A 25,703-nucleotide genomic window follows, 5' to 3' on the forward strand; every position below is an offset into this window, starting at 1 on the left:
TTAGCGCAACTTTCTTAAACTTTTTTAAATGTCCCAAGACACTACTCAATATACTGAAGATAATATACGCTCGCTCGATTGGAAAGAACACATCCGATTACGACCAGGTATGTATATCGGTAAATTGGGTGACGGTTCTTCTGCAGATGATGGTATTTATATTCTACTGAAAGAGGTTATCGATAATTGTATCGATGAATTTGTAATGGGTGCAGGTAAGACCATTGAGATATCTATTAAAGATAAAGTGGTCAAGGTTAGAGATTATGGTCGTGGAATACCGCTTGGTAAAGTAGTTGATGTAGTTTCTAAAATGAATACCGGTGGTAAGTATGATAGTCGTGCCTTTAAAAAATCTGTAGGTTTAAACGGGGTAGGTACCAAAGCAGTAAATGCATTGTCCAGCTTTTTTGAAGTGCAGTCCTCTAGAGATAATCAGTTAAAAACGGCACAGTTTAGTTCTGGTAATCTTGAAAATGAAGTAGGACCAGAAGAAACGAGCAAAAGAAAGGGTACTAAGGTTACTTTTATACCTGATGAGACCATTTTTAAAAATTACAAATATAGAAATGAGTATGTAGAACGCATGCTTAAAAACTATGTGTACCTAAATCCAGGATTGACTATTGTTTTTAATGGTGAGAAATTTCATTCTGAAAACGGACTTAAAGATCTTTTGGAGGATAATAATAATGTGGATGATATGCTTTATCCTGTTATCCATTTAAAAGGGGAAGATATAGAAGTTGCCATTACACATAGTAGAACACAGTATAGCGAGGAATATCATTCTTTCGTTAATGGTCAGCATACAACGCACGGTGGTACACACCAGGCTGCTTTTAGGGAAGCTATAGTAAAAACAATACGTGATTTTTATGGCAAAACGTATGATGCATCAGATATTAGAAAATCTATAATCTCTGCAATTTCCATTAAAGTGATGGAGCCGGTTTTTGAAAGTCAGACCAAAACCAAATTAGGGTCTACCGATATGGGAGGTAATTTCCCTACGGTACGAACTTATATCAATGATTTCGTTGGTAAATATTTAGATAACTATCTTCATAAAAATGCTGATACTGCCGAAAAGCTTCAGCGTAAGATCATGATGGCAGAGAAGGAGCGTAAAGAGCTTTCGGGTATACGAAAATTGGCGCGCGATCGAGCTAAGAAAGCTAGTCTGCATAATAAAAAGCTTCGCGATTGTAGGGTGCATTTAGGTGATATAAAACATGATCGTAGATTAGAGACTTCTTTGTTTATTACTGAGGGAGATTCTGCATCGGGTTCTATTACAAAGTCTAGAGATGTAAATACACAGGCGGTATTTAGTTTAAAAGGTAAGCCGCTGAATTCGTACGGTATGTCTAAAAAGATTGTTTACGAAAACGAAGAGTTTAATCTTTTACAGGCTGCTTTAAATATCGAAGAATCCATTGAAGACTTGCGTTACAACAATATTATAATCGCTACCGATGCCGATGTCGATGGTATGCATATTCGCTTATTATTGATTACCTTCTTCTTGCAGTTTTTTCCTGAGTTGATAAAAGAAAATCACCTTTATATTTTGCAAACTCCTTTGTTTAGGGTTCGTAATAAAAAGGAAACTATTTATTGTTATAGTGATGAAGAGCGTCAAATGGCAATTAACAAACTGACCGGTAAACCTGAAATTACTCGATTTAAAGGATTGGGTGAAATATCACCAGATGAGTTTAGACATTTTATTGGTGATGATATTAGGTTAGAGCCCATTATGCTAGATAAGGCAATGTCCATTGAAGAGCTATTAAGTTTCTACATGGGTAAAAACACACCTGATAGACAAAAATTTATTATCAACAACCTTAAAGTTGAAGTAGATATAATTGAAGATAAAGTAGTATAAACTAGATTAATACGATTGCTTCTTAATGGAGGAAAATGACGATTTGAACGAGGAAATAAACGAAAACCTTTCCGAAGAGAATAATGAACATACAGATTCATCTGATGCATTAACCAGGGTATCTGGCATGTATAAAGATTGGTTCTTAGATTACGCTTCTTATGTAATATTAGAACGAGCGGTACCTGCTATTGAAGACGGATTCAAACCTGTGCAACGTCGTATTATGCATTCTTTAAAAGAGCTTGATGATGGTCGCTATAACAAAGTGGCTAATGTAGTTGGTCATACCATGCAGTATCACCCGCATGGTGATGCCAGTATTGCAGATGCCATGGTGCAGATTGGCCAGAAAGACCTTTTAATCGACACGCAAGGTAACTGGGGTAACATTCTGACAGGTGATAGGGCTGCTGCGTCAAGATATATTGAAGCAAGACTCTCTAAATTCGCTTTAGAAGTTATATTTAGTCCCAAAATTACAGAGTGGCAAGCTTCATACGATGGCAGAAAAAAAGAGCCCGTAAATTTACCTGTGAAATTCCCTTTATTATTAGCTCAAGGTGCAGAGGGTATTGCTGTTGGTCTGTCCACCAAAGTACTTTCTCATAATTTTATTGAGCTTATTGATGCTTCTATAAAACATTTAAAAGGACAGAGATTTAAAATTTATCCAGATTTTCCGACCGCAGGTATTATAGATGTCACGAATTATAATGACGGACTCAGAGGTGGTAAAATTAGGGTGCGAGCTAAGATATCTCAGTTAGATAAGAATACATTAATAATCAATGAGATACCTTACGGTACTAATACTGGTAGTTTAATTGATTCTATTTTAAAAGCCAATGATAAAGGCAAGATAAAAATCAAGAAAATTGAAGATAATACTGCCGCAGATGTTGAAATTTTAATTCATCTTCCTTCAGGTATTTCACCAGATAGAACTATCGATGCATTGTATGCTTTTACAGCGTGTGAATCTTCTATTTCTCCACTAGGTTGTATTATTGAAGATAATAAGCCCCTGTTTATCGGGGTCACAGAAATGCTTAGAAGATCTACCGATTCTACAGTAGAATTATTGAAGCAAGAGCTTGAAATTCAGCTTAGGGAATTAGAGGAGCAATGGCACTTTGCATCACTTGAAAGAATCTTTATTGAGAATCGAATCTATCGAGATATTGAAGAAGAGGAAACTTGGGAGGGTGTAATAGCTGCAATCGACAAAGGTTTGGCGCCATTTACAAAGCACCTGAAGAGAGCGGTTACCGAGGAGGATATTACCAGGCTTACCGAAATACGGATAAAGAGAATTTCAAAATTCGATTTAGATAAGGCTCAGCAATATTTAGAGAGTTTGCAAGAACGTATTGCGGAAGTCAAGCATCATTTGGCTAATCTCATTGAATTTGCAATAAACTACTTCAAAAATCTTAAGGAAACTTACGGCAAAGACAGAGGTCGTTTAACCGAAATTCGCGTTTTCGATGATATTGAGGCGACTAAAGTTGCTATTAGAAATACCAAACTCTATGTCAATAGAGAAGAAGGTTTTGTTGGTACTTCTTTAAAGAAAGACGAGTATGTTACCGACTGTAGCGATATAGATGATATTATAGTCATTACCGGCGATGGTCAAATGATGGTGTCAAAGGTTGATTCCAAAATTTTTGTAGGTAAGGGCATCATTTATGTTGCTGTTTTTAAGAAAAAAGATAAGCGTACTACGTATAATTTGGTCTATAAGGATGGTAAAGGCGGTCCTACTTACATAAAGCGCTTTAACGTTACCAGCATAACCAGAGATCGGGTTTATGATTTGACTACAGGTAAAGCTGGATCTCAAGTATTATATTTTACAGCTAACCCTAATGGTGAGGCTGAAGTGATAACTGTTTTACTTCGTCAGGTTGGTAGCATTAAGAAGTTGAAATGGGATATTGATTTTTCAGATGTACTTATTAAAGGAAGAGCCTCTAAAGGAAATATTGTTACTAAGTATTCTGTTAAGCGAATAGAATTAAAAGAGAAAGGGGTTTCTACTCTTAAGCCTAGAAAAATTTGGTTTGATGACGTTGTTCGAAGGTTAAATGTTGATGGAAGAGGAGAATTGCTTGGAGAATTTAAGGGAGATGATTTAATATTAGTTATCAATCAGAAAGGAATAGCTAAAACATTTCTTCCCGTATTGACCTCTCATTTTGATGATGACATGATTGTGTTAGAAAAATGGATTCCAGAAAAACCTATTTCTGCTATTTACTGGGAAGGAGAAAAGGAGCGTTTTTATATTAAAAGATTCTTGATAGAAAACGAAAATAAAGAGGAATTGTTTATTTCTGAACATCCAAAATCATACTTAGAGCTTGTTTCTACAGACTGGAAACCAATGGTTGAAATTGAATTTCCTAAGCCTAGAGGTAAAGAAGCTAAGGATAATGAATCTGTTGATGTTGAAGATTTTATATCGGTTAAGGGTATTAAAGCTTTAGGTAACCAGTTTATTACTGAAAAGGTTAAAAATATCAATCTTCTTGATCCTTTGCCATTTGAACCAGAGGTTCCTGAAGAAGTTGAAAATATTGAAGTTGTAGATGAAGAATCTTTAGCATCTGGTGATGATGCTGAGAATTCTAAAGGTGAAGATGGTGCATCTGCAGGTGAACCAACATTATTTGATTAGTCAGAGTTATGAAAAATTTTTTTGAAGAGTTTAAGAATTTTGCCGTTAAGGGCAATATGATTGATTTAGCCGTCGGTATCATAATTGGCACTGCATTTAATAAAGTTGTAAGTACCATAGTTTCTGCTATTATTATGCCGCCACTTTCATTATTAACAGATGATGTTAATCTTTCAAATAAAAAATGGATTCTTAGAGAAGCCGATGGTGCGATAGAAGAAGTTGCGATAGGATATGGTGAGTTAATAGAATCATTAATAGATTTCGGAATTATAGCTTTTACCATTTTTGTTATGGTGAAATTTATAAATAGGTTTAAAGAGAAATCTGAAGATCCAACAAACAAAGAGGTGGAAACCCCTAAAAATATTGCCTTGTTATCTAGTATGGAGCAGCTATTGAAAGAGCAAAACGCCATACTTAAAAATAAAAAGTAATTAAACTGTTTAATTATTGAGTTGTCTTATCGTAAGATAGAATGTTAAGATTAGACAAATTGGAAGAATACTTGCTTTTATAACTACCTTTACGAAAATTTTGAATTAATGGATTTCACTAACCCCCTGGTGTATGGCGCACCAGCCTTTATTGCCTTTATTTTATTAGAATTGACCTATAGCAAAACTCATGGAGATGATGATCTTTATGATTGGAAAGATTTTGCAGCTAGTAGTGTTATGGGAATTGGATCTGCCATAATCGGTCCTTTATTAAAAGTAATTTTATTAGTTGTTCTTTTTGAGTATGCTTACGAGTTATTTAACCCTTTGGTTGATGGTGTAAGAACAAATATTATGGGGTATAAGTCTTTTGGCTATGCTTGGTATGTTTGGTTACTTTGTCAATTAGCAGATGATTTTACGTACTACTGGTTTCATAGAGCAAATCATGAAATCCGTATTCTTTGGGCGGCACACATAGTACATCACTCTTCAGATAATTTTAATCTTGGTACTGCTATCCGTAATGGTTGGTTTACTTTACTTTACAAGCCTTTTTTCTATGTTTGGATGCCTATTATTGGTTTTCCTGTAGAAATGGTAGTAGTTTGTTTAGCAATTGAGTCTTTCTGGCAGTTTCAATTGCACTCTCAGTATGTTCCAAAAATGGGTTTCATCGAGAAAATATTCAATACTCATACAATGCATCAAGTGCATCACGCGCAGAATGTAGAGTATTTAGATAAGAATCATGGCGGATTTTTAAATTTCTTTGATAAGATTTTTGGTACTTGGAAAGAATATGATGAAAATATTGATGTAAAATTTGGTGTTATTCATGCTCCAAATTCTAACAACCCTATAGTAATTCTTACTCATGAGTTTAAAGATATTTGGGCAGATACTAAGAAGTCTAAAAAAATAAGTGATAAGCTGATGTATATTTTCGGACCTCCAGGATGGAGTCATGATGGTAGTACAATGACAGTAAAACAGCAACAACGATTATTTGAAGAACAAAAGCAAGCTAATCCTAGTGTTACCTTTGATAGACCGAATTAATGGTTTAAAATGGGCTTAAATCGACAGCTTAATTAGTATTCTAACAATATTTTAAAACCAAATAGTCAGCATGAAGTAATTGCTTTATGCGGACTATTTGGTTTTCGCTTTGTAATATTTGTTCTTTTCTATTCTCTCTTTTCTCTGTTCTCCTTGTGTTATTAGCTAATAAATGAATCTAATTCTCTATATGCTATGTGCCTATTTGCATACTCTGTGACAGAGTTGGTGAAAAGCATCATAATAATGACAGAGATAAGCGCTGCAACTGCCGCTAGAACAAGTTCATTGTTTGTGTTTGGCGATATACCATTATTCATTGCCGTAGCGGTTAAATAACATCAAACCAGAAAACTATATTTATAACTATTATTTGAAGCACAGTGTTAATTAACGAGTCGGATTTTGCTTTTTTTGCTTCCCACTCTTGATGACCTTTGTGTTCTACTATTTCGTGTATTTCTTTGTGAAGGCTCAGGTTTACCTCTAGCTATAGATATTAAAATAATGTTTTCAATACCTAAAACGATTTCTAAGAACGTTAAATCTATAGGGCTATCTAACTATCTCGAGAGAAAATTTCAAGTATGGTTGGTTTATGGGTTAGTTAATTTTATGGCGGTTCCAGTTTTAACTATTAGTTGCTTATTGGGGTCTTTTACGGCACTTTTATATTGAAAAGTATATGAAGAATCTGTTGTACTTATTATTTTGTAGTGAATAGCAGTTTTACTGCGTATGTCTTGTAGAACGAATTCGCAGTCATTAAACCATCGAACAGTCGCGCTATCGATTTTATTTTCGTAATAATCTACACTGTAATCTTTAGTTCTAATGAATTTGCCCTCTTTTAGGGTATCGCCAATCTCATAAGTGAACTTAAAAGATCCTGTTTTATATTTTTCGCAATCACGTTCAGGTTGGTAGCATGAACCAAGAATAACACAAAGCATAACGGTTAAAGAAATTTTTTTCATCATGTTGCAAAATAATGAAAATAGGAGTGAAGTGGCCTTAAAAAAGAAAAGAAAAATTTGAAGTGTAGCGTTACTTAAACTCAGTGTATGTTTTAAATGTACCATCGGTATAGAACATTACTATTCGTTCCAGTTTTTTTCTACTCTCCATATTTTCACTTTCCTTCTTAATAACTTCTTTAGGGCGAAAGTTCGTGTTTTCAGTTTTAGGAAAGGTGCCTTTTCCGTATAACAGCCATTGTATATCTACCTCGGAAAATGCTTCATCGATTTTCATAATAAACTCTAAGCTTGGTTTGTTTCTACCGCTTAATAAATGTGAAATACTAGATCGTTGTACAGCAATTAGGTCTGCTAACGCTGCAGCTGATAATTCGTTGTGCGCTAAAATTTTCTTTAATCTTGAAACAAAAGATATAGAATCTAACATGTTTACAAAGTTAATAAATTCTATAAAATTTTATCTACAATTGTATTTTACACAATGGTTATGCTGAAATTTTTTTAGATTATATATTTATATAGACTATTATAAAGTACTGATTTACAATATTTTAATTTGAATTTTAAATAATAGGTTAAAATTGTAAATTTTTAAAAGCGAACCTAAGGTATTTAATAGATTGTTAAGTTTACAATTGTAAACAAAGGCTGTAGTATTTTTACAATCCATTAAAGTTTAGTGATGATGAAAGATTTGGACTATAATAAAATTAGTGTAACTACAGTTTCAGGGCGATACATTACCTATGATCATATCAGTGAATTTTTGTCTTCGTTGCCTGGTAGATTTGTAATTAAAATAGAAGGAGAATCTGTAAGAAAAGAATCGATAAAAAGCATCACATTTGGTGACGGACCAAAGAAGATTCTAATGTGGTCTCAAATGCATGGTAATGAATCAACGACTACTAAAGCTGTAGTCGATTTGCTAAGTTATTTTAATCAAGAAAGTACTGATGTTTTAAAACTTGTTAAAGAATGTACTATAAAGATTATCCCGATTTTGAATCCGGATGGGGCTCGTGATTACACAAGAGTAAATGCCAATAAAATTGATCTTAATAGAGATGCTCAAAATTTATCTCAACCAGAAAGTCGCATCTTAAAAAAAGTGTATGACAAATTTGAACCTCACTTTTGTTTCAACTTACATGATCAGCGCACTATCTTTAATGTAGGTGAGACGATCAAGCCTGCAACAGTTTCATTTTTGGCACCTGCTTTTGATCATGAACGCAATAACTCGCCATCTCGAAAGATGAGTATGAAGTTGATTGCCGCGATGAACAGTAAGCTTCAAAAAGAGATTCCTGGTCAAATAGGAAGGTATGATGATGGATTCAATGATAACTGTGTTGGTGATGCATTTCAAATGAAGAATACCCCAACCATATTATTTGAAGCGGGTCATTATGAGAATGACTATGAGAGAGATATAACAAGAAAATTCATTTTTAAAGCGATTTTAAAAGGTATTAAAACTATAGCCAATGATAGAATAGATGAATTCACGGTCGATCAGTACTTATCTATACCTGAAAATGGAAAACAATTTGTAGATATCATCGTAGAAAATATCGATTATAAAAGCAATCATTTAACTAAAAGTAAAATTATTCCTATTCAGTTTAAAGAGTTACTTATTTTAGGTAAGGTAAAGTTTAAACCAGAATTACATATATTCGAAAAAGAACCTAAGGAGTTTTTTGGACATAAAACATTGAATTGCAATGATGCAAATGATATGTTATGGCTAAAAGAAAATGATTTACTGAAGCTGTTATCGTGATATTTTTTGTCTTATTTCTTTAAATATGTAATATTGTTTACGTTTTCATTAAATAAAATCAAGTTTCAATGAATTTAATGCGATAATTTTTTATTTTTGGCAAAAATTTTACAACTATGGGCAAAGTCAAATTAGACGAAATAGACCACCAAATTCTGGATATGTTGATTGACAACACCAGAACTCCTTTTACTGATATTGCAAAAAAACTTCTTATCTCAGCTGGTACAGTTCATGTCAGAGTTAAAAAAATGGAAGAAGCAGGAATAATTAAGGGTTCATCACTTACCTTAGATTACGTAAAGCTTGGTTATGCTTTCATTGCTTATGTTGGTATTTTTCTTGAAAAAACACACCAAACTAAATTTGTGCTTGAGCGTTTAAATCAAATTCCGAACGTTACTATCGCACACATAACTACAGGTAAATTTAATATTTTCTGTAAAATAAGAGCTAAGGATACTACACATGCTAAAAATATTATCTTTAAAATTGATGATATTGATGGTATAAGTAGAACTGAAACAATGATTTCATTAGAAGAAAGTTTTAATGATAAGAAGCGTTTAATGCATACTATTTTTAATGAGTTATAAATAAGAGTTATTCAACTAACTCCAAAATTGCCCAGTTATCTATTGTAATTGGGCTTTTTAATTTTCAATACTTAAATTTTTTAAATGAGAGTTAAAGACTTACAAAAAGACGAATTGCAATTTTTTTATGGTACTTATCTGAAAACGCTTGATGACCATGAAGATGTAATGTCTGCGCTTTTAAAAGGTAGAAAAAGTTTTGAAGATTTGGTTCATAGTTTAACCGATGAACAATTTTTGTATAGTTATGGTGACGGTAAATGGACGGTAGCTGAAGTTTTGGTTCACTTAATTGATACGGAACGCGTATTTCAATATCGAGCCTTTAGAATTTCTAGAAATGACAAAACACCGTTGCCAGGTTTTGATCACAATCAAATTGTTCCAGAAAGTAATGCCAATAGGCGTACAAAGGAAGATATATTAAAAGAATATCTTTCTGTTCGTGAAGCATCGATTAGTTTGTTCGAAACTATACAAAATGACCATTTAAAAAGGATTGGTACCGCTAGCGGTATTCCTTGGTCTGTAGCTGCACTAGGCCTGGTGATAAGTGGTCACCAAAAACATCATGAAAATATATTAGAAGAACGCTATTTCAATTATTCTAGCTCGTCTTGAGTTTTTGTTTCAAAGTTTAGGTAAAGTGCTTTCGTCAAATCTTCAGATTGCATAATCTCTTCTGGTGTTTTAGATTCTAGTTCTTTTTCTAAATTCACTTCAAAGTTTGCAATGAAGTTAGAAAGGCTTTTGCTTATTTTAACTAAATATAAAGTGTCGTCGGTTCTAATTTCTACAGCTTCGACGTAATCGCCCTTAATATTTTTAAAACAAATGATATCTTCATCGCCATAACCATAAGGGTAGGTTTCTATTAATAGTGCTGCTAAATGGTGATCTAATTTACGGTAATCAATAAGTCGTCTTGTCATAACTAATTTATTTATAGCAGTTTGTGTTTTAACTATAACTAAACTAGTAATTATACTCACATATGAGTTTGTAGAGTTGTGAAAGTGCTATTTTGCGTATGTGAAGTTTTTAAACTTTGTAGTAAGCGAATGCTTCAGCAAATAATTCTACAGGAATTTCAATATCGAATACGGGTTCACCAATAGATTTCAATAGAACAAAATTCACCTTACCATGAGAGTTTTTCTTGTCGTACTTCATAAGCTTCAAAATATTCTCAATATCCTCATTTGAAAATTCTACTTTATCATATCTATTTAAAAAAGTAGTTTTTATATCGGCTAAAGATTCATTTGACAGTTCTAATAATTTATTAGAGAGATATCCTTCTAGAATCATTCCTATGGCAATTGACTCTCCATGTAATAACATTTCTTTTGTTTCGTTCTCAAGAAAATAAGATTCTATGGCATGACCAAGTGTGTGTCCGTAATTTAAAATCTTACGTATGCTTTGCTCTGTAGGGTCTTGAAGTACTACTTTGTTCTTAATTTGGATAGAAGTAAGAATATGACTTTTCATATCTTCTAAACTAGTGGTATTCTTCAATGCGTTCCAGTAAGAGGTATCTTGAATAAGACCGTGTTTCAGCATTTCTGCAAATCCGCTTCTAATTTGTCGTTCTTCTAAGGTGTCTAGAAAATCGGGCTCAACAAGTACCATAACTGGTTGATTGATAACCCCAATTTGATTTTTTAAAGCTCCTAAATCAATGCCTGTTTTGCCACCAACCGAGGCATCTACCATAGATAATAGGGTAGTGGGTACATTTATAAAATCTATCCCCCTCTTAAATGTAGAGGCTATAAAGCCACCCATGTCAGTTAATACTCCACCACCTAAATTTATTAAAATACTTTTACGGTCGGCTCCTAATTCAGATAGAGCTTCCCAAACGCCAACACATGTTTCTATGTTTTTGTTGATTTCACCCGATTCTATTTCAATAATTTCAAACTGATAATCGCCGTTAATTTCTGCCATAAAATTAGGCAAACATAACTCGTGTGTATTCTCATCTACTAAAATAAATATTATAGAATACTTTTTTTTTGTTAAGTGTTCGTTCAATGCCTGAAAAGCATTTTCGTTGAAATATACTGCGTAAGAATCTGAAATTATAGAATCCATTGAAAATATAGCTTTGTATTAATGACTATTTAAGCGCAAAATAAAGGTTATTTTAAGTCTTAGGATTATAAATTCTGTGATTATATTTGAGCATTATAGAAATAATAGAAAATGGAACCAATTTTTGAAAATACCGCAACGGCATTTGCTTTAAAATCTGATTCAGAATTAGAAAGAGCTTATTTTCTTTTTAAAATGATATCAAATGAACCTTTAGTGAAAATGGGTTCGGTCATTACCAATTTTGCTTTTAAGGCTCATTTGCCTGTTGAAGGATTAATTAGAGCCACGGTTTTTGATCATTTTTGTGGTGGAATAAATGAACGCGATTGTTTGCCCGTGGTTGAACGTATGTGGGGAAAGGGAGTATGTTCTGTTTTAGATTATTCTGTAGAAGGTAAAGAAGAAGAAGATCCTTTTGATTCGGCGACAGAAATAATTCTAACAATTTTAGATTTCGTAAAAGAAAAAGAAGCTATACCATTTGCTGTTTTTAAGCCAACAGGTTTTGGAAGATTTGCATTGTACCAAAAAATTGGAGAAAAGAAACAGCTTACTAAAGATGAAGAAGCAGAATGGCAACGTGTTGTTAACAGATTTGATAAAGTTTGTAAAAAGGCACATGACCTCGAAGTTTCCTTGCTTATTGATGGGGAAGAAAGTTGGATGCAAGATGCAGCCGATAATTTAGCTGAAGACATGATGCGTAAATACAATAAGAAAAAAAGAATTGTATTTAATACGCTACAAACCTATAGATGGGACCGATTGCCATACCTAAAATCATTACAAGAACGTGCTGCTAGAGACGGATTTTTAGTCGGTATGAAAGTTGTTCGTGGTGCTTATATGGAAAAGGAAAATGACCGCGCCAAAGAAAAAGGGTATACTTCACCCATTTGTAAAACAAAAGCTGAGACTGATGAAAATTTCAATGCTACTATTGAGTATATGATCGATAATCTTGATACGCTATCTATTTTTTCTGGAACACATAACGAAGACAGTTGTTATCGTTTAATGGAAATGATGGAGAAAAAAGGTATCGATAAAAATAATGAGCATGTTTGGTTCGGACAGTTATATGGTATGAGTGATCACATATCGTATAATTTAGCGGCAAACGGATATAATGTTGCCAAATACTTGCCATTTGGACCAGTACGTGATGTGATGCCTTATTTAATAAGAAGGGCTGATGAAAATACATCGGTAGCTGGACAAACAAGCAGAGAGCTTTCATTATTAAAAGCAGAAAGAAAACGCAGAAAAATTTAGGAACTTATTGTAACTCTACTTTTTCAATAGAAGCCTTTTCTTTGCAGTTTTTAACGGTAAATCTATAATCTCGTTCCTTGTACTCTGATTCAACAACATAGGTTCTACAAGGAACAGATTTTGTATCACTTTTACTAAAATCAACATCTCCTTCGGTTAAAATATAACGAATGCCAATGGAATCTAACTCAAATTCTTGAAGCTTTTGTTTTGCCTCATCACTATAATACATAGATTTAGATCTAATGTCTTTTAATGTTCTACAATCAGGTAAGTAGCAAAAATATACTCCGGTTTCTTGAGATTTCTTTTTCATAAAAAAAGTAAGAAATACAATGCCTATAGACAAGCCTACCAAGAAAAACCCTAACCTTTTAAGAAAATCTACATTCATAATTCTAAGTAATCAATAATACCGCGAAATTATGCCTTTTAAAATGGATAGGAAAACGATTGCCTTGAGTATTCTAAAAAATCAGGAAATTAATATCACTGTATTGTAGATCGAACCATTCACCAACAGATTTGTTGGTTAAAATACCGTGATACATGTAAAGTCCGTTTCGTAAGCCTTTGTCAAATCGAAGTGAATTTTCCAATCCGCCGTCCTCACCAATTTTTAATAAATAGGGTGTAAAAATATTGCTAATACTTACAGATGCTGTTTTTGGATATCTTGACGGAATGTTAGGTACACCGTAATGAATAACACCATACTTTTCTTTAGTAGGTTTATTGTGGGTTGTTATTTCGCTGGTTTCAAAACAACCACCTGTATCAATACTTACATCAATAATAACTGCACCTTTCTTCATATGTTCAACCATTGTGCTAGATACAACAACGGGAGATCTATCTTTTCCTCTAGTTGCCCCAATAGCCACATCGCATCTTTTTAGTGCTTTTAAAAGATTTTTTGGTTGAATGGTAGAAGTGTAGACCGTTTGTTTTAAATTAGTCTGTATATTTCTAAGTTTTGTAATTGAGTTGTCAAAAACTTTGACGTTTGCACCGATGCCTATAGCAGATCGCGCAGCAAATTCACCAACGGTACCTGCGCCAATTATAACCACTTCTACAGGTGGCACACCGCTGATGTTGCCAAACATTAAGCCGTTCCCATTATTATTTGCTGCCATCAATTCAGCAGCAATTAAAACTGAAGAAATACCGGCAATTTCACTTAATGAACGTACTGCTGGATATTTACCTTCTTCATCACGAATGTATTCAAATGCAATAGCGGTAATTCGTTTTCTAGCTAATTCTTCAAAATATTCTTTGTATTGTGTCTTAATCTGAAGGGCAGATATAATAGTTGTCTGCGGATTTATATATTCTATTTCTGTTAGGGTAGGAGGCTCTACTTTTAAAATTAGCGGACACGCAAAAACTTTCTTGGTGTCACGAGTAATTTCTCCGCCAGCAGTAACATAATCAGCATCAGTATAATGAGCACCTTCACCAGCGCCAGACTCTATTAATACACGATGCCCGTTAGCTGTAATTGCATTTACGGCATCTGGTGTAAGGCATATTCTTTTTTCTTGGTATTGGTTTTCTTTAGGTATACCAATGTATAATTCACCTTTTTGACGCAAAACCTCGAGGGTTTCCTCTTGCGGAATTAATTGGTATTTACTAAAAGGGGAAGTGGGTTGGCTCATAACTTAATTGCTCTTTATTCAAATCATTGACTTGAAACTCAAATGTACAATTTTTCGAGAAATGAATTTTTGAACAAAATTTTATTATTAAGAGACCTAGGTTTTAAAATGTAGCCAATTTTGTAAACGGTCTTGAAAACTCTTGAGAAAACTCTCTAAATTTCCTGTAGATAATTTTTCATTTATATCTTCAGATATGGTTGGGATTTCATCATGTTGTGCATTTATAATTTTACCTTCCGAATCAAAATTATCTTTATTATCGTACCCTTTATTTTTAAGTTCTTCTAATTCAGCTTCGATTGCTTCTAAATCAATGCCATGTACGTGCTTATCATACAATTTAATCCGGATAATATATACGAAAGGAATGGTTATCATGCAAATAGGTATCAACCACCAAATGTTATCAGTATCTACGACATCATCAGAATCATATAAAACTTCAAATAATTGAAAAGCATACATTGCAATTGGTATGATAATAATATGATACCACCAGTCTCGAGAAGTAAGAAACCAAAAAATCATTAAATAAAGAGGAACAACTTTAGTTGTTAAAAACCATACGTAGGTTTTGGCGTCTGAAAAACCGTTACCTCCTAATATAAAACCAAAAAAAGTTAAATCTCCATTGGAATTATAGGGTAAATATTCATAGCCTTTATATAAGAAAGGAGAAATCGCTATAAAAAAGACTAGTAAAGTTTCTAAAAAAATCTTCTTTTTAGCTTTCTTTTTTTTGACTTTCTTTATCATTTGCATTATAATATTACTATATGCTAACGAAGTAATGACTTAAATATTATATAAAAAAAAAGAGCAATAAAATTGCTCTTTAATTTTGAAGAATAATTTCGAATTATATTCTCTTAGTAATCTTTTTCTTTTCAATATTTAATTGCTGATTATCAATATCAATAATCGGTGCAGTCATTGCTAAAAGGAATACACCTAATGCGATTGATGCTAATAATGTTTTTTTGTTTTTCATGTTCAAGGGGTTTTGGTTATACTAAATATTTAGCTCTCCTACAAACGTAAGAAAAAATATACAATTAAATTACCTTTTGTCGTTAAAATTACATACTTAATCTGATTTTTTATACTTTTTATCGAATTGTTGGTTTTTCATCGAAAAAATGCAATAAAGAAGTGGTCTGAACGATATATGATTTTTAGTTAACAATTCAAAAAGCAACCTTGATAGCAATTTCCTTAATTACGAAAGCGTTAATTTTCTTGTTCGTTCATCAATAATTTCAATTTTAATGTTCTGAACATCATTAGGTATAAGGTTTGGAATCTTTTCCGGCCATTCCATAAATATCCATCCTTTTGAAGCTAAGTAATCATCTAAACCCATATCCATGGCTTCTTCTTCACTATTCAAACGATAAAAGTCAAAATGATACCCAAGCAACTCTCCTGATTCTAGTGCATATTCATTGACCAATCCAAACGTAGGGCTACTAACATTATCACTACTACCTAACTCCTTTATGAGTGCTTTTATTAATGTTGTTTTTCCTGCTCCCATGGGGGCATAAAATGCCAACATCTTGCTGCTTGCTGATTTAATAATCTGTTTCGCAATGCTGTTTAATTCACTTTCAGTATAAATGAATTCCATATTATAATTCTATTTAGGTTCCAAAACTACAAAAGGTATGATCATTTCTTCTAATGAAACTCCCCCATGTTGGTAGGTGTTTCTATAATAGCTTACGTAGTGGTTATAATTATTTGGGTAGGCAAAGAATAAATCATTTTTTGCAAAAATATAAGAACTACTCATATTTATACTTGGTAGGTAAATAGATTTTGGAGCCTTTGCAGCAAGTACTTCATTTTTTTCATACGTTAGACTTCTACCGGTTTTATAACGAAGATTGGAACTTGTATCTCTGTCGCCAACAACCTTAGAGGGCGATTTTACATTAATGGTTCCGTGGTCGGTCGTAATGATTAATTTCATTCCCAAGGTCTGTGCTTGCTGTATGATTTCTAACATCGGTGAATTCTTAAACCAACTCGTAGTCAATGATCGGTAAGATTTATCATTTGAAGCTAGTTCTTTAATTACTTCCATTTCTGTCTTAGCATGTGAAAGCATATCTACAAAATTGTATACGATTACCGTTAAGTCGTTATCTTTTTGCGATTTAAAATTCTGACTTAAATTTTTGCCTTGCTTAAGGCTACTTATTTTATGATATTCCCATTTTAAATCTAAGCCTAGCCTTTTTAACTGTGCATCTAAAAATTTGTCTTCAAACAAATTTTTACCACCTTCATCGGTATCATTTTTCCACCATTCAGGATATTTTTTCTCCATGTCTAGGGGAGTCAAACCAGAGAATATCGCATTACGTGCATATTGTGTAGCAGTTGGCAATATGCTATAGTATGAGTCTTCTTTCTTCTTTTTATAAAAAGAGTTGACCGTTTCTTCAAAAGCATACCATTGATCGTAGCGTAAGTTATCTACTACTATCAACAAGGTTTTTGAATCTTTGATTTCGGGTGCAATCCACTCTTTAAATATCGTGTGAGACATTATTGGCGCATCTGAGTCTGTGAACCAACCTTCATAATTACGTTCTACAAACTTTCCGAATTGTTGATTTGCTTCCGTTTTTTGAGATTCTAAAATTTCAAACATTCCGCTGTCCTCAATTTCCTCTAACTGCAATTCCCAATAAATTAGTTTCTTATATAAATCTGCCCATTCTTGATACGAGTTGACCATTGAAAGATCCATGGCTATCTTTCTAAATTCTTGCTGGTAGTTGCTAGTGGTCTTTTCTGAAACTAATCTTGAGTGGTCTAAATTCTTTTTTAAGGATAGTAGAATCTGATTCGGATTCACAGGTTTTATAAGATAATCGGCGATTTTAGAACCAATAGCCTCTTCCATTATAAACTCTTCTTCACTCTTGGTAATCATTACAACAGGTAAAGAGCTGTCAATAACCTTAATTTCAGATAAGGTTTCTAAACCAGAAATACCAGGCATATTTTCGTCTAAAAAAACAATATCTACCCTAGTTTTAGATAATTCTTCTAAAGCTTCTTGCCCACTTAAGCAGGTAATAACTTCATAATTTTTTGCTTCTAAAAAGATGATATGGGGCTTAAGTAGATCAATTTCATCATCTACCCACAATATTTTTATTTTGTTCATTGAATTATTATTTGACGATAATCAAATTCTATGCTAATGCTTTTGTATAACTTTGAAATGTTAATTTCAGAAAAGACGACGTTATCTTGAAGACATCAAACAAATTGAAAATCTTTAATGATCCAATTTACGGATTTATTAGAATTCCCAACACGCTCATTTTTGACCTCATTGCAGATCCCTACTTTCAAAGGCTTCGCAGAATATCTCAAATGGGATTGTCCTATTTAGTGTATCCTGGGGCACACCATACCAGATTTCATCATGCACTAGGCTGTATGTATTTAATGCAGAAATCAATTCAAGTACTTCGTTTTAAGGGAGTTGAGATAACTGAAACCGAGGAAGAAGGACTTTTGTGTGCTATTCTTTTACATGATATTGGACACGGACCTTTTTCTCACGCTATGGAACATAGTATTGTAGAAGGGGTAAGTCATGAATTTATTTCGCTTCAATTTATGCGAGATTTGAATGAGCGATTTAACGGAAGTTTAACGGAGGCTATTTCTATTTTTATCGGTAATCATTCGAAAAAATTTCTAAATCAATTGGTTTCTAGTCAATTAGACATGGATAGGCTTGACTATTTAAAGCGTGATAGTTTTTATACAGGTGTCGCTGAAGGTAATACCAATGCTGAACGATTAATTACCATGTTAAATGTCGTTGATGGCAATTTGGTTATTGAAGAAAAAGGAATTTATTCGGTAGAAAAGTTTTTAATGGCGCGTCGTTTTATGTATTGGCAAGTATATCTACACAAAACAGCAGTTGTTGCCGAGCGCTTACTGATTAATATTTTAAAGAGAGCTAGATTTTTAATTGAAAAAGGCGAGACCTTAAATTGTAGTAGTGCCTTGCAGTTTTTTTTAACCCATCATATCGATATTAATAATTTTAATATAGACACTTTGGCGAAGTTTGCCAAATTAGATGATGTTGATATTCTCTCTGCCTTAAAAGAATGGCAATTTTCAGATGACTTCGTGCTGGCTTCTCTTTGCGAGATGATTATCAATAGAAAATTGTTACATATTAAGGTTAAAAAAGAACCTATAACTGATAGTAAATTCTTAATACAATTAAATAAAGTAAAAATACAGTATCATCTTACAGATGAAGATGCGTCATATTTTGTGTTTAAAGGCGAACTTATGAATAAGGCGTATGATAGGCAGCATCAGACAATCAACATTTTAAGAAAAAACGGAAAAATTACCGATGTTGCCAAATTATCTGATCACTTAAATTTAAACGCGCTTTCTAAAACGGTGACCAAATATTATATCTGTTATCCAAAAGAAGGTGTTTAACAATTTTTCTTACTTTTACGCTCATGAAATTTACAGCAGGTCAGATTGCAGGTATCTTAGAAGGAGAAGTGCATGGAAATCCAGAAATAGCCGTACATAAACTTGCTAAAATCGAGGAAGGCGAAGAAGGTTCCCTTACTTTTTTAGCTAATCCGAAATATACTTCATTCATTTACAAGACAAAGGCATCGGTTACGATAGTCAATAAGAGTTTTGTTCCAGAACAAGATTTATTTACCACTTTAATTAAGGTTGAAGATGCGTATAAATCGTTTTCTAAATTACTAGAATACTATAACCAGGTCAAAAACAATAAGATAGGTATTGAAGAACCGATTTTTAAGTCGGATACTGCAACCTATGGTGCCGATGTCTATATTGGTGCTTTTGCGTATTTAGGAAATAACGTAACCTTGGGGGATAATGTTAAAGTATACCCCAATGTTTACATTGGTGATAATGTAAAAATTGGTAATAACGTAATACTTTTTGCAGGAGCCAAGGTGTATTCAGAAACCATTATCGGTAACAATTGTGTTGTTAATAGTGGTGCAGTGTTAGGTGCTGACGGATTTGGTTTCGCGCCAAATGAAGATGGTGAGTTTGTAAAAGTGCCTCAAACCGGGAATGTTATTTTAGAAGATAATGTTGATATAGGTGCTGGTACTACAATTGACAGGGCTACTTTAGGTTCTACGATTTTAAGAAAAGGAGTGAAGCTAGACAATCAAATACAGATTGCACATAACGTTGAAATTGGCGAGCATACGGTTATTGCTGCCCAAACCGGTATAGCGGGTTCTACAAAAATAGGAAAGCATTGTATGATTGGTGGGCAAGTAGGTATAGTTGGTCATATCGTTATTGGTGACAATGTAAAAATTCAGGCACAATCAGGTATAGGGAGAAATGTCAAGGATAATGAAGTGCTGCAAGGGTCACCAGCATTAAATTATGGTGATTACAACAAATCATATGTTCATTTTAAGAATTTACCGAGAATAATAAGTAGAATCGACACCTTAGAAAAGAAAGATTGACGATGAGTACAACAAACAACAAACAAAGAACAATTAGTAAAGAAGTAAGCCTAACGGGAGTTGGCTTGCATACTGGAAGCAATGTTACCATTAAATTTTTACCTGCAGATGAAAACCACGGTTATGCATTTAAAAGGGTAGATTTAGAAGGGGAACCAATTATACCAGCCGATGCTAACCTAGTTATAAACACACAAAGAGGCACCAATTTGGAGAAGAATGGTGTTAAAATTCAAACTTCAGAGCATGTTTTGGCAGCTTTGGTGGGTCTTGAAATAGATAATGTACTAATTGAGTTGAACGCTGCAGAGCCACCTATTATGGATGGTTCTTCTAAATTCTTTGTAGAAGTTTTAGAGAATGCCGGTATCGTTGAGCAAGAAGCTGAACGTGAAGAGTACATTGTTAAAGATGTAATTTCTTTTAAGGATGAAGAGACAGGTAGTGAAATAACTATTATACCATCAGACGAATATCAATTGATGACAATGGTTGATTTTGGAACTAAAGTTTTAGGAACCCAAAACGCTACATTAGAAAAACTTTCTGATTTTAAATCTGAAATTTCAAATGCCCGTACCTTTAGTTTTCTACACGAGTTAGAAATGCTTTTGGAAAACGGACTAATAAAAGGTGGTGATCTAAACAATGCTATTGTTTATGTAGATAAGGAAATTTCTCAAGCTACCATGACGAAATTAGAGAAGGCTTTTGATAAGAAGAAGCTTTCTGTTAAGGCAAACGGTATTTTAGATAACCTAACATTACACCAGCCTAACGAAGCAGCAAGACATAAATTATTAGATGTTATTGGTGATTTAGCTTTAATTGGTACACGTATACGTGGTAAGGTAATTGCAAACAAGCCTGGTCATTACGTAAACAATCAATTTGCGAAGAAGCTTTCACAAATTATCAAATTAGAAAAACGAAATAAAGTTCCGAAGTACGACTTAAGTTTACCTCCTTTAATGGATATCCATAAGATTATGGATATGTTACCGCATAGACCTCCATTTTTATTGATAGATCGTATAATCGAGCTGTCGGAAGAGCATGTAGTGGGTATGAAAAATGTTACCATGAACGAACCTTTCTTCGTTGGGCATTTTCCTGGAGCACCAGTAATGCCGGGTGTACTTCAAGTAGAGGCGATGGCGCAAACAGGTGGTATTTTAGTTTTAAGTACGGTACCGGATCCAGAAAATTATTTGACTTTATTTATGAAAATAGATAAAGTGAAATTTAAAAGGCAAGTATTGCCAGGCGATACATTAATATTTCACTGTAGTTTAATTACACCGATTAGAAGAGGTATTTGTCATATGCAAGCTTATGCATATGCAAATGACAAATTGGTAAGTGAAGCTGAATTAATGGCGCAAATAGTTAAAAGAACATAGAATGAATCAACCTTTAGCCTATATACATCCAGGAGCTAAAATTGCTAAAAACGTAGTAGTTGAACCTTTCACAACTATCCATAATAATGTTATCATTGGTGATGGTACTTGGATTGGGTCTAATGTGACCATAATGGAAGGTGCTCGCATTGGTAAAAATTGTAATATTTTTCCTGGTGCAGTAATATCTGCTTCTCCACAAGATTTAAAATACGATGGTGAAGAGACTACCGTTGAAATCGGTGATAACACTACTATTAGAGAATGTGCTACCATACACAAAGGTACCTCTGACCGTATGAAAACAGTCATCGGTAAAAATTGTCTAATAATGGCATATTGCCACGTGGCTCATGATTGCTTAGTAGGAGATAATTGTATTTTCTCAAATAACTCTACCTTGGCAGGTCATGTTACTATTGGCGACAATGTAATATTGGCTGGGTTGGTAGCTGTACATCAATTTGTGTCGGTTGGTCAACATGCTTTTGTAACGGGAGGATCTTTGGTAAGAAAAGATGTTCCTCCTTATGTAAAAGCAGCAAGAGAGCCTTTATCTTATGTTGGAATCAATTCTGTGGGATTAAGAAGAAGAGGATTTGTATCTGATAAAATTAGAGAAATTCAGAATATCTACAGAATTCTATATCAAAAGAACTATAACAACACGCAAGCAGTTCAAATTATTGAAGCAGAAATGGAAGCAACGCCAGAGCGTGATGAAATATTACAATTTATTCGTGATTCACAACGCGGAATTATGAAAGGGTATTTCAGTAATAACTAAATTTGAGGTATTAAATAATTAGATTTTAATATTAATTATTTAAAAAAAAAAACAATCAGTAACTAGTAGGAAATAACGAATAACGAAAATAAAATAATGGCTTCTACATCAGATATAAGAAAAGGACTATGCATAAGATATAATAACGATATCTATAAGATTATTGAATTTTTACACGTAAAACCGGGTAAAGGTCCTGCATTTGTGCGTACTAAATTAAGAAGTGTCACAAATGGTAAAGTATTGGACAACACGTTTTCAGCTGGTCATAAAATTGATGATGTTCGTGTAGAAACACGTTCTTATCAATACTTGTATCCAGAAGGTGAAACATATCACTTTATGAATACTGATGATTATAACCAAATAACGCTTCAAGAGAGTTCTTTAGATGCTCCTGGCTTATTGAAAGAAGGTGAGATTGTTACCATTTTATTCAATACCGAAGATAGCATGCCGTTATCTGTTGATATGCCCGCAAGTGTAGTTTTAGAGATAACTTATACCGAACCTGGTGTAAAAGGTAATACTGCTACGAATGCAACAAAGCCAGCAACAGTAGAAACAGGGGCAGAGGTAAATGTGCCATTATTTATTAACGAAGGTGATAAAATTAAAGTTGATACTGCTACAGGTTCTTATATGGAACGTGTTAAGGAGTAGTACTTTCTTTATAATTCACTAATTAGAGACATAAGACAGTCAATTGAAATTTCCAACTACTTTTTCATTAAAACAGATTGCTGATATATTATCGTGCGAATATGTTGGTCAAGATGATTATCCTGTTCTAGGCATGAATGAAATTCATGTTGTAGTAAACGGTGATATTGTTTTTGTAGATCATCCAAAGTACTATGATAAAGCTTTAGAGTCTAAGGCTAGTGTTATCTTAATAAATAAAAAGGTAGACTGCCCTGAAGGCAAAGCATTGTTAATTTCAGATGATCCCTTTAGAGATTTTAATAAATTAACTACATTCTTTCAGCCGTTTGTGCCAAATAGCCAGACAATTGCTGCTACAGCGAAAATCGGGAAAGATACCGTTATTCAACCCAATTGCTTTATAGGTAATAATGTTGAGATAGGTAACAATTGCCTTATACACTCAAACGTTACCATTTATGATAATTGTGTAGTAGGTAATAATGTTACTATACATGCAGGTAGTGTTTTAGGTGCTGATGCATTTTATTATAAAAAACGTCCTGAAGGTTTCGATAAGCTAATATCTGGCGGAAGAGTTGTTTTGAAAGATAATGTAGATATCGGAGCTCTTTGTACAATCGATAGAGGTGTAACCGGTGACACTACAATAGGTTTTGGTACCAAACTAGATAACCAAGTTCATGTAGGTCATGATACCGTAATTGGTGAGAAGTGTTTAATTGCTTCACAAACCGGTATTGCTGGTTGTGTTATTATAGAAGATGAAGTTACGATTTGGGGACAAGTAGGAACCAATAGCGGAATAACAATTGGTGCAAAAGCGGTAATAATGGGGCAAACCGGAGTTACAAAATCAGTGAAAGGTGGTAAGAGTTATTTTGGTACTCCTATCGAAGAATCACGTGAAAAGTTGAAACAATTAGCCTATATCAAGAAGATTCCAGAAATAATTAAAAAAATGGATAAGAAATAAGGGTGTACATGCTATAAAAGTCATTAACAACTTATATTTTTGTTCCAATCAAAAAATAAAACTACAGTAGTATGAGCGTATTAGTAAATAAGGATTCAAAAATAATCGTACAAGGTTTCACTGGTAGTGAAGGTACTTTCCATGCCGGACAGATGATTGAGTACGGTACTAATATCGTAGGTGGTGTTACTCCGGGTAAAGGAGGACAAGAACATTTAGGAAAACCTGTATTCAACACGGTTTCTGAAGCTGTTGAGAAAGTAGGTGCAGATACTACTATCATATTTGTTCCACCAGCTTTTGCTGCAGATGCCATTATGGAAGCTGCCGAAGCAGGTATTAAAGTTATTATTACAATTACAGAAGGTATTCCTGTTGCCGATATGGTTAAGGTTGCCAACTATATTAAGAATAAAGATTGTCGTTTAATCGGCCCTAACTGTCCTGGTGTTATTACTCCAGGTGAGGCTAAAGTTGGTATTATGCCAGGTTTTGTTTTCAAAGAAGGTAATGTTGGTATTGTATCTAAATCAGGTACATTAACTTATGAAGCTGCTGATCAAGTAGTACGTCAAGGTTTAGGTATTACAACTGCAATCGGTATTGGTGGTGATCCAATTATTGGAACTACAACTAAAGAAGCTGTTGAACTTTTAATCAATGATCCAGATACTAAGTGTGTGGTTATGATTGGTGAAATTGGCGGACAATTAGAAGCTGATGCTGCACAATGGTACAAAGCTAGTGGTAGCAAAAAACCAGTTGTTGGTTTTATCGCAGGTGAAACTGCTCCTGCTGGTCGTACTATGGGTCATGCTGGTGCAATTGTAGGTGGTAGCGATGATACTGCGCAAGCTAAAAAACAAATCATGAGAGATTGTGGTATTCACGTTGTAGATTCTCCAGCAGAAATTGGTTTGAAAGTAAAAGAAGTAATGGGTTAAGAACTCATATTTTTCATATAAAATCCCGTTTATAGCGGGATTTTTTTTAGCCTATAAATTAAACAAAAGGTATATTTGGTAAACATCGGTTTAAAATAACGGACTTATGAAATTATTAGAAGATAAAAATGTAATTATTACAGGAGCAAGTAGGGGTATTGGTATGGGTATAGCCCAAGTTTTTGCTGATCACGGTGCAAATGTTGCATTTACATATAGCTCTAGCGAGGCGCCAGCTCTTGAATTAGAAAAAGAATTGAAAGCAAAAGGTGTAAATGCTAAAGCTTACAAAAGTAATGCTGCTAATTTTCAAGAAGCTGAAGAATTGGTTGCAAAAGTTTTAGAAGATTTTGGTGGTAGAATCGATGTTTTGATTAATAACGCAGGTATTACTAAAGATAATCTGTTGATGCGTATGTCTGAGGCTGATTTTGATACTGTAATTGATATCAACTTAAAGTCTGTATTTAACATGACAAAAGCTGTACAACGTACTTTGTTAAAGCAACGTAGTGGTTCAATAATTAACATGAGTAGTGTTGTAGGTGTTAAGGGTAATGCCGGACAGACAAACTATGCTGCATCTAAGGCGGGTATGATTGGTTTTACTAAATCTGTAGCTTTAGAATTAGGATCTAGAAATATTAGATGTAATGCAATTGCACCAGGTTTTATTGAAACAGAAATGACAGATAAGCTTGATGAGAAAACTGTTCAAGGTTGGAGAGATGGTATTCCTCTAAAACGTGGTGGTTCTACTGAAGATATTGCAAATGCTTGTCTTTTCTTTGCATCAGATTTGTCTGGATATGTTACTGGTCAAGTATTGAATGTTGATGGTGGTATGTTAACCTAAGTCAAAAACAAACTCGGGAGGAACGCTATTTTT

General features: G+C 33.7%; 26 protein-coding genes. 16 read left to right on the plus strand and 10 right to left on the minus strand.

Going from position 1 to position 25,703, the window contains the following annotated elements; translation table 11 throughout:
- Window positions 1-28 precede the first annotated feature (28 nt).
- The 4 genes from CLV90_RS10705 (at window position 29) to CLV90_RS10720 (ending at window position 6,082) form a co-directional block, all read left to right on the plus strand.
- A complete protein-coding gene (locus tag CLV90_RS10705) occupies window positions 29-1,894 on the plus strand; it encodes a DNA topoisomerase IV subunit B (RefSeq protein ID WP_133687476.1) in 1,866 nt (621 codons plus the stop codon).
- 25 nt (window positions 1,895-1,919) lie between these two features.
- Window positions 1,920-4,580 (plus strand): DNA gyrase/topoisomerase IV subunit A, encoded by a 2,661-nt coding sequence (locus CLV90_RS10710; RefSeq protein ID WP_133687477.1) that lies wholly within the window; start codon window positions 1,920-1,922, stop codon window positions 4,578-4,580.
- 8 nt (window positions 4,581-4,588) lie between these two features.
- Complete coding sequence (gene mscL / locus CLV90_RS10715; RefSeq protein ID WP_133687478.1) at window positions 4,589-5,017, plus strand: large-conductance mechanosensitive channel protein MscL; 429 nt, start codon at window positions 4,589-4,591, stop codon at window positions 5,015-5,017.
- A gap of 108 nt (window positions 5,018-5,125) precedes the next feature.
- Window positions 5,126-6,082 (plus strand): sterol desaturase family protein, encoded by a 957-nt coding sequence (locus tag CLV90_RS10720; protein WP_133687479.1) that lies wholly within the window; start codon window positions 5,126-5,128, stop codon window positions 6,080-6,082.
- Window positions 6,083-6,678: 596 nt separating this feature from the next.
- Here the strand turns inward: CLV90_RS10720 and CLV90_RS10730 are convergent.
- On the minus strand, window positions 6,679-7,062 hold the full coding sequence (locus CLV90_RS10730) for a hypothetical protein (RefSeq protein ID WP_243835370.1): 384 nt from the start codon (window positions 7,060-7,062) through the stop codon (window positions 6,679-6,681).
- Window positions 7,063-7,129: 67 nt separating this feature from the next.
- Complete coding sequence (locus CLV90_RS10735; protein ID WP_133687480.1) at window positions 7,130-7,489, minus strand: helix-turn-helix transcriptional regulator; 360 nt, start codon at window positions 7,487-7,489, stop codon at window positions 7,130-7,132.
- 255 nt (window positions 7,490-7,744) lie between these two features.
- Here CLV90_RS10735 and CLV90_RS10740 point away from each other — a divergent pair, with 255 nt between their 5' ends.
- From CLV90_RS10740 to CLV90_RS10750, 3 genes are all read left to right on the plus strand, one after another.
- Entirely contained in the window at window positions 7,745-8,851 is a 1,107-nt protein-coding gene (locus tag CLV90_RS10740) for a M14 family metallopeptidase (protein ID WP_243835371.1), read from the plus strand.
- A gap of 116 nt (window positions 8,852-8,967) precedes the next feature.
- The gene (locus tag CLV90_RS10745) at window positions 8,968-9,447 is read left to right on the plus strand and encodes an Lrp/AsnC family transcriptional regulator (protein ID WP_027066901.1); all 480 of its coding nucleotides are present in this window, start codon (window positions 8,968-8,970) and stop codon (window positions 9,445-9,447) included.
- A gap of 84 nt (window positions 9,448-9,531) precedes the next feature.
- Complete coding sequence (locus tag CLV90_RS10750; RefSeq protein ID WP_133687481.1) at window positions 9,532-10,068, plus strand: DinB family protein; 537 nt, start codon at window positions 9,532-9,534, stop codon at window positions 10,066-10,068.
- On the opposite strand, the gene CLV90_RS10755 is transcribed toward CLV90_RS10750, so the two are convergent.
- Window positions 10,050-10,379: a hypothetical protein gene (locus CLV90_RS10755; protein WP_133687482.1), complete on the minus strand. Its 330-nt coding sequence runs from the start codon at window positions 10,377-10,379 to the stop codon at window positions 10,050-10,052. The two genes, CLV90_RS10750 and CLV90_RS10755, sit on opposite strands and share 19 nt — an antisense overlap.
- A 109-nt stretch (window positions 10,380-10,488) precedes the next feature.
- Window positions 10,489-11,550 (minus strand): 3-dehydroquinate synthase, encoded by a 1,062-nt coding sequence (gene aroB / locus CLV90_RS10760; RefSeq protein WP_133687483.1) that lies wholly within the window; start codon window positions 11,548-11,550, stop codon window positions 10,489-10,491.
- Between the two features lie 111 nt (window positions 11,551-11,661).
- On the opposite strand from aroB, the gene CLV90_RS10765 reads away from it, so the two are divergent.
- Entirely contained in the window at window positions 11,662-12,828 is a 1,167-nt protein-coding gene (locus tag CLV90_RS10765) for a proline dehydrogenase family protein (RefSeq protein ID WP_133687484.1), read from the plus strand.
- A 4-nt stretch (window positions 12,829-12,832) separates the two neighbouring features.
- Here the strand turns inward: CLV90_RS10765 and CLV90_RS10770 are convergent, their stop codons facing one another.
- From CLV90_RS10770 to porX, 6 genes are all read right to left on the minus strand, one after another.
- Entirely contained in the window at window positions 12,833-13,222 is a 390-nt protein-coding gene (locus tag CLV90_RS10770) for a DUF4258 domain-containing protein (RefSeq protein ID WP_133687485.1), read from the minus strand.
- Window positions 13,223-13,295: 73 nt separating this feature from the next.
- Entirely contained in the window at window positions 13,296-14,495 is a 1,200-nt protein-coding gene (locus tag CLV90_RS10775; RefSeq protein ID WP_133687486.1) for an alanine dehydrogenase, read from the minus strand.
- Window positions 14,496-14,591: 96 nt separating this feature from the next.
- Window positions 14,592-15,254 (minus strand): hypothetical protein, encoded by a 663-nt coding sequence (locus CLV90_RS10780; protein ID WP_133687487.1) that lies wholly within the window; start codon window positions 15,252-15,254, stop codon window positions 14,592-14,594.
- A gap of 103 nt (window positions 15,255-15,357) precedes the next feature.
- The gene (locus tag CLV90_RS19545) at window positions 15,358-15,489 is read right to left on the minus strand and encodes a hypothetical protein (RefSeq protein WP_279586550.1); all 132 of its coding nucleotides are present in this window, start codon (window positions 15,487-15,489) and stop codon (window positions 15,358-15,360) included.
- 228 nt (window positions 15,490-15,717) lie between these two features.
- Window positions 15,718-16,128 carry a tRNA (adenosine(37)-N6)-threonylcarbamoyltransferase complex ATPase subunit type 1 TsaE gene (gene tsaE / locus CLV90_RS10785; RefSeq protein WP_133687488.1) on the minus strand — a complete coding sequence of 137 codons (411 nt, stop codon included), beginning with the start codon at window positions 16,126-16,128 and terminating at the stop codon, window positions 15,718-15,720.
- Between the two features lie 9 nt (window positions 16,129-16,137).
- Window positions 16,138-17,682, minus strand: a complete 1,545-nt coding sequence (porX, locus tag CLV90_RS10790) for a T9SS response regulator signal transducer PorX (protein WP_133687489.1) — start codon at window positions 17,680-17,682, stop codon at window positions 16,138-16,140.
- 86 nt (window positions 17,683-17,768) lie between these two features.
- Between porX and CLV90_RS10795 the strand changes: the two genes are divergently transcribed.
- The 8 genes from CLV90_RS10795 to fabG all read left to right on the plus strand — a co-directional run bounded on the left by CLV90_RS10795 (window position 17,769) and on the right by fabG (window position 25,670).
- Window positions 17,769-18,998, plus strand: a complete 1,230-nt coding sequence (locus CLV90_RS10795) for an HD domain-containing protein (protein WP_133687490.1) — start codon at window positions 17,769-17,771, stop codon at window positions 18,996-18,998.
- A gap of 23 nt (window positions 18,999-19,021) precedes the next feature.
- On the plus strand, window positions 19,022-20,038 hold the full coding sequence (lpxD, locus tag CLV90_RS10800; RefSeq protein WP_133687491.1) for a UDP-3-O-(3-hydroxymyristoyl)glucosamine N-acyltransferase: 1,017 nt from the start codon (window positions 19,022-19,024) through the stop codon (window positions 20,036-20,038).
- Window positions 20,039-20,040: 2 nt separating this feature from the next.
- Window positions 20,041-21,441, plus strand: a complete 1,401-nt coding sequence (locus CLV90_RS10805; RefSeq protein ID WP_133687492.1) for a bifunctional UDP-3-O-[3-hydroxymyristoyl] N-acetylglucosamine deacetylase/3-hydroxyacyl-ACP dehydratase — start codon at window positions 20,041-20,043, stop codon at window positions 21,439-21,441.
- Window position 21,442: 1 nt separating this feature from the next.
- Window positions 21,443-22,228 carry an acyl-ACP--UDP-N-acetylglucosamine O-acyltransferase gene (gene lpxA / locus CLV90_RS10810; RefSeq protein WP_133687493.1) on the plus strand — a complete coding sequence of 262 codons (786 nt, stop codon included), beginning with the start codon at window positions 21,443-21,445 and terminating at the stop codon, window positions 22,226-22,228.
- Between the two features lie 96 nt (window positions 22,229-22,324).
- Window positions 22,325-22,891, plus strand: coding sequence for an elongation factor P (efp, locus tag CLV90_RS10815; protein WP_133687494.1), 567 nt, complete (start codon window positions 22,325-22,327; stop codon window positions 22,889-22,891).
- A gap of 43 nt (window positions 22,892-22,934) precedes the next feature.
- The gene (locus tag CLV90_RS10820; RefSeq protein WP_133687495.1) at window positions 22,935-23,870 is read left to right on the plus strand and encodes a UDP-3-O-(3-hydroxymyristoyl)glucosamine N-acyltransferase; all 936 of its coding nucleotides are present in this window, start codon (window positions 22,935-22,937) and stop codon (window positions 23,868-23,870) included.
- 71 nt (window positions 23,871-23,941) lie between these two features.
- Window positions 23,942-24,814, plus strand: a complete 873-nt coding sequence (gene sucD, locus CLV90_RS10825) for a succinate--CoA ligase subunit alpha (RefSeq protein ID WP_133687496.1) — start codon at window positions 23,942-23,944, stop codon at window positions 24,812-24,814.
- A 106-nt stretch (window positions 24,815-24,920) separates the two neighbouring features.
- Entirely contained in the window at window positions 24,921-25,670 is a 750-nt protein-coding gene (fabG, locus tag CLV90_RS10830; RefSeq protein ID WP_133687497.1) for a 3-oxoacyl-[acyl-carrier-protein] reductase, read from the plus strand.
- The last annotated feature ends 33 nt before the right edge of the window (window positions 25,671-25,703 follow it).

It is taken from the genome of Maribacter spongiicola (genome assembly GCF_004364165.1).
Classification (GTDB): Bacteria; Bacteroidota; Bacteroidia; order Flavobacteriales; family Flavobacteriaceae; genus Maribacter; species Maribacter spongiicola.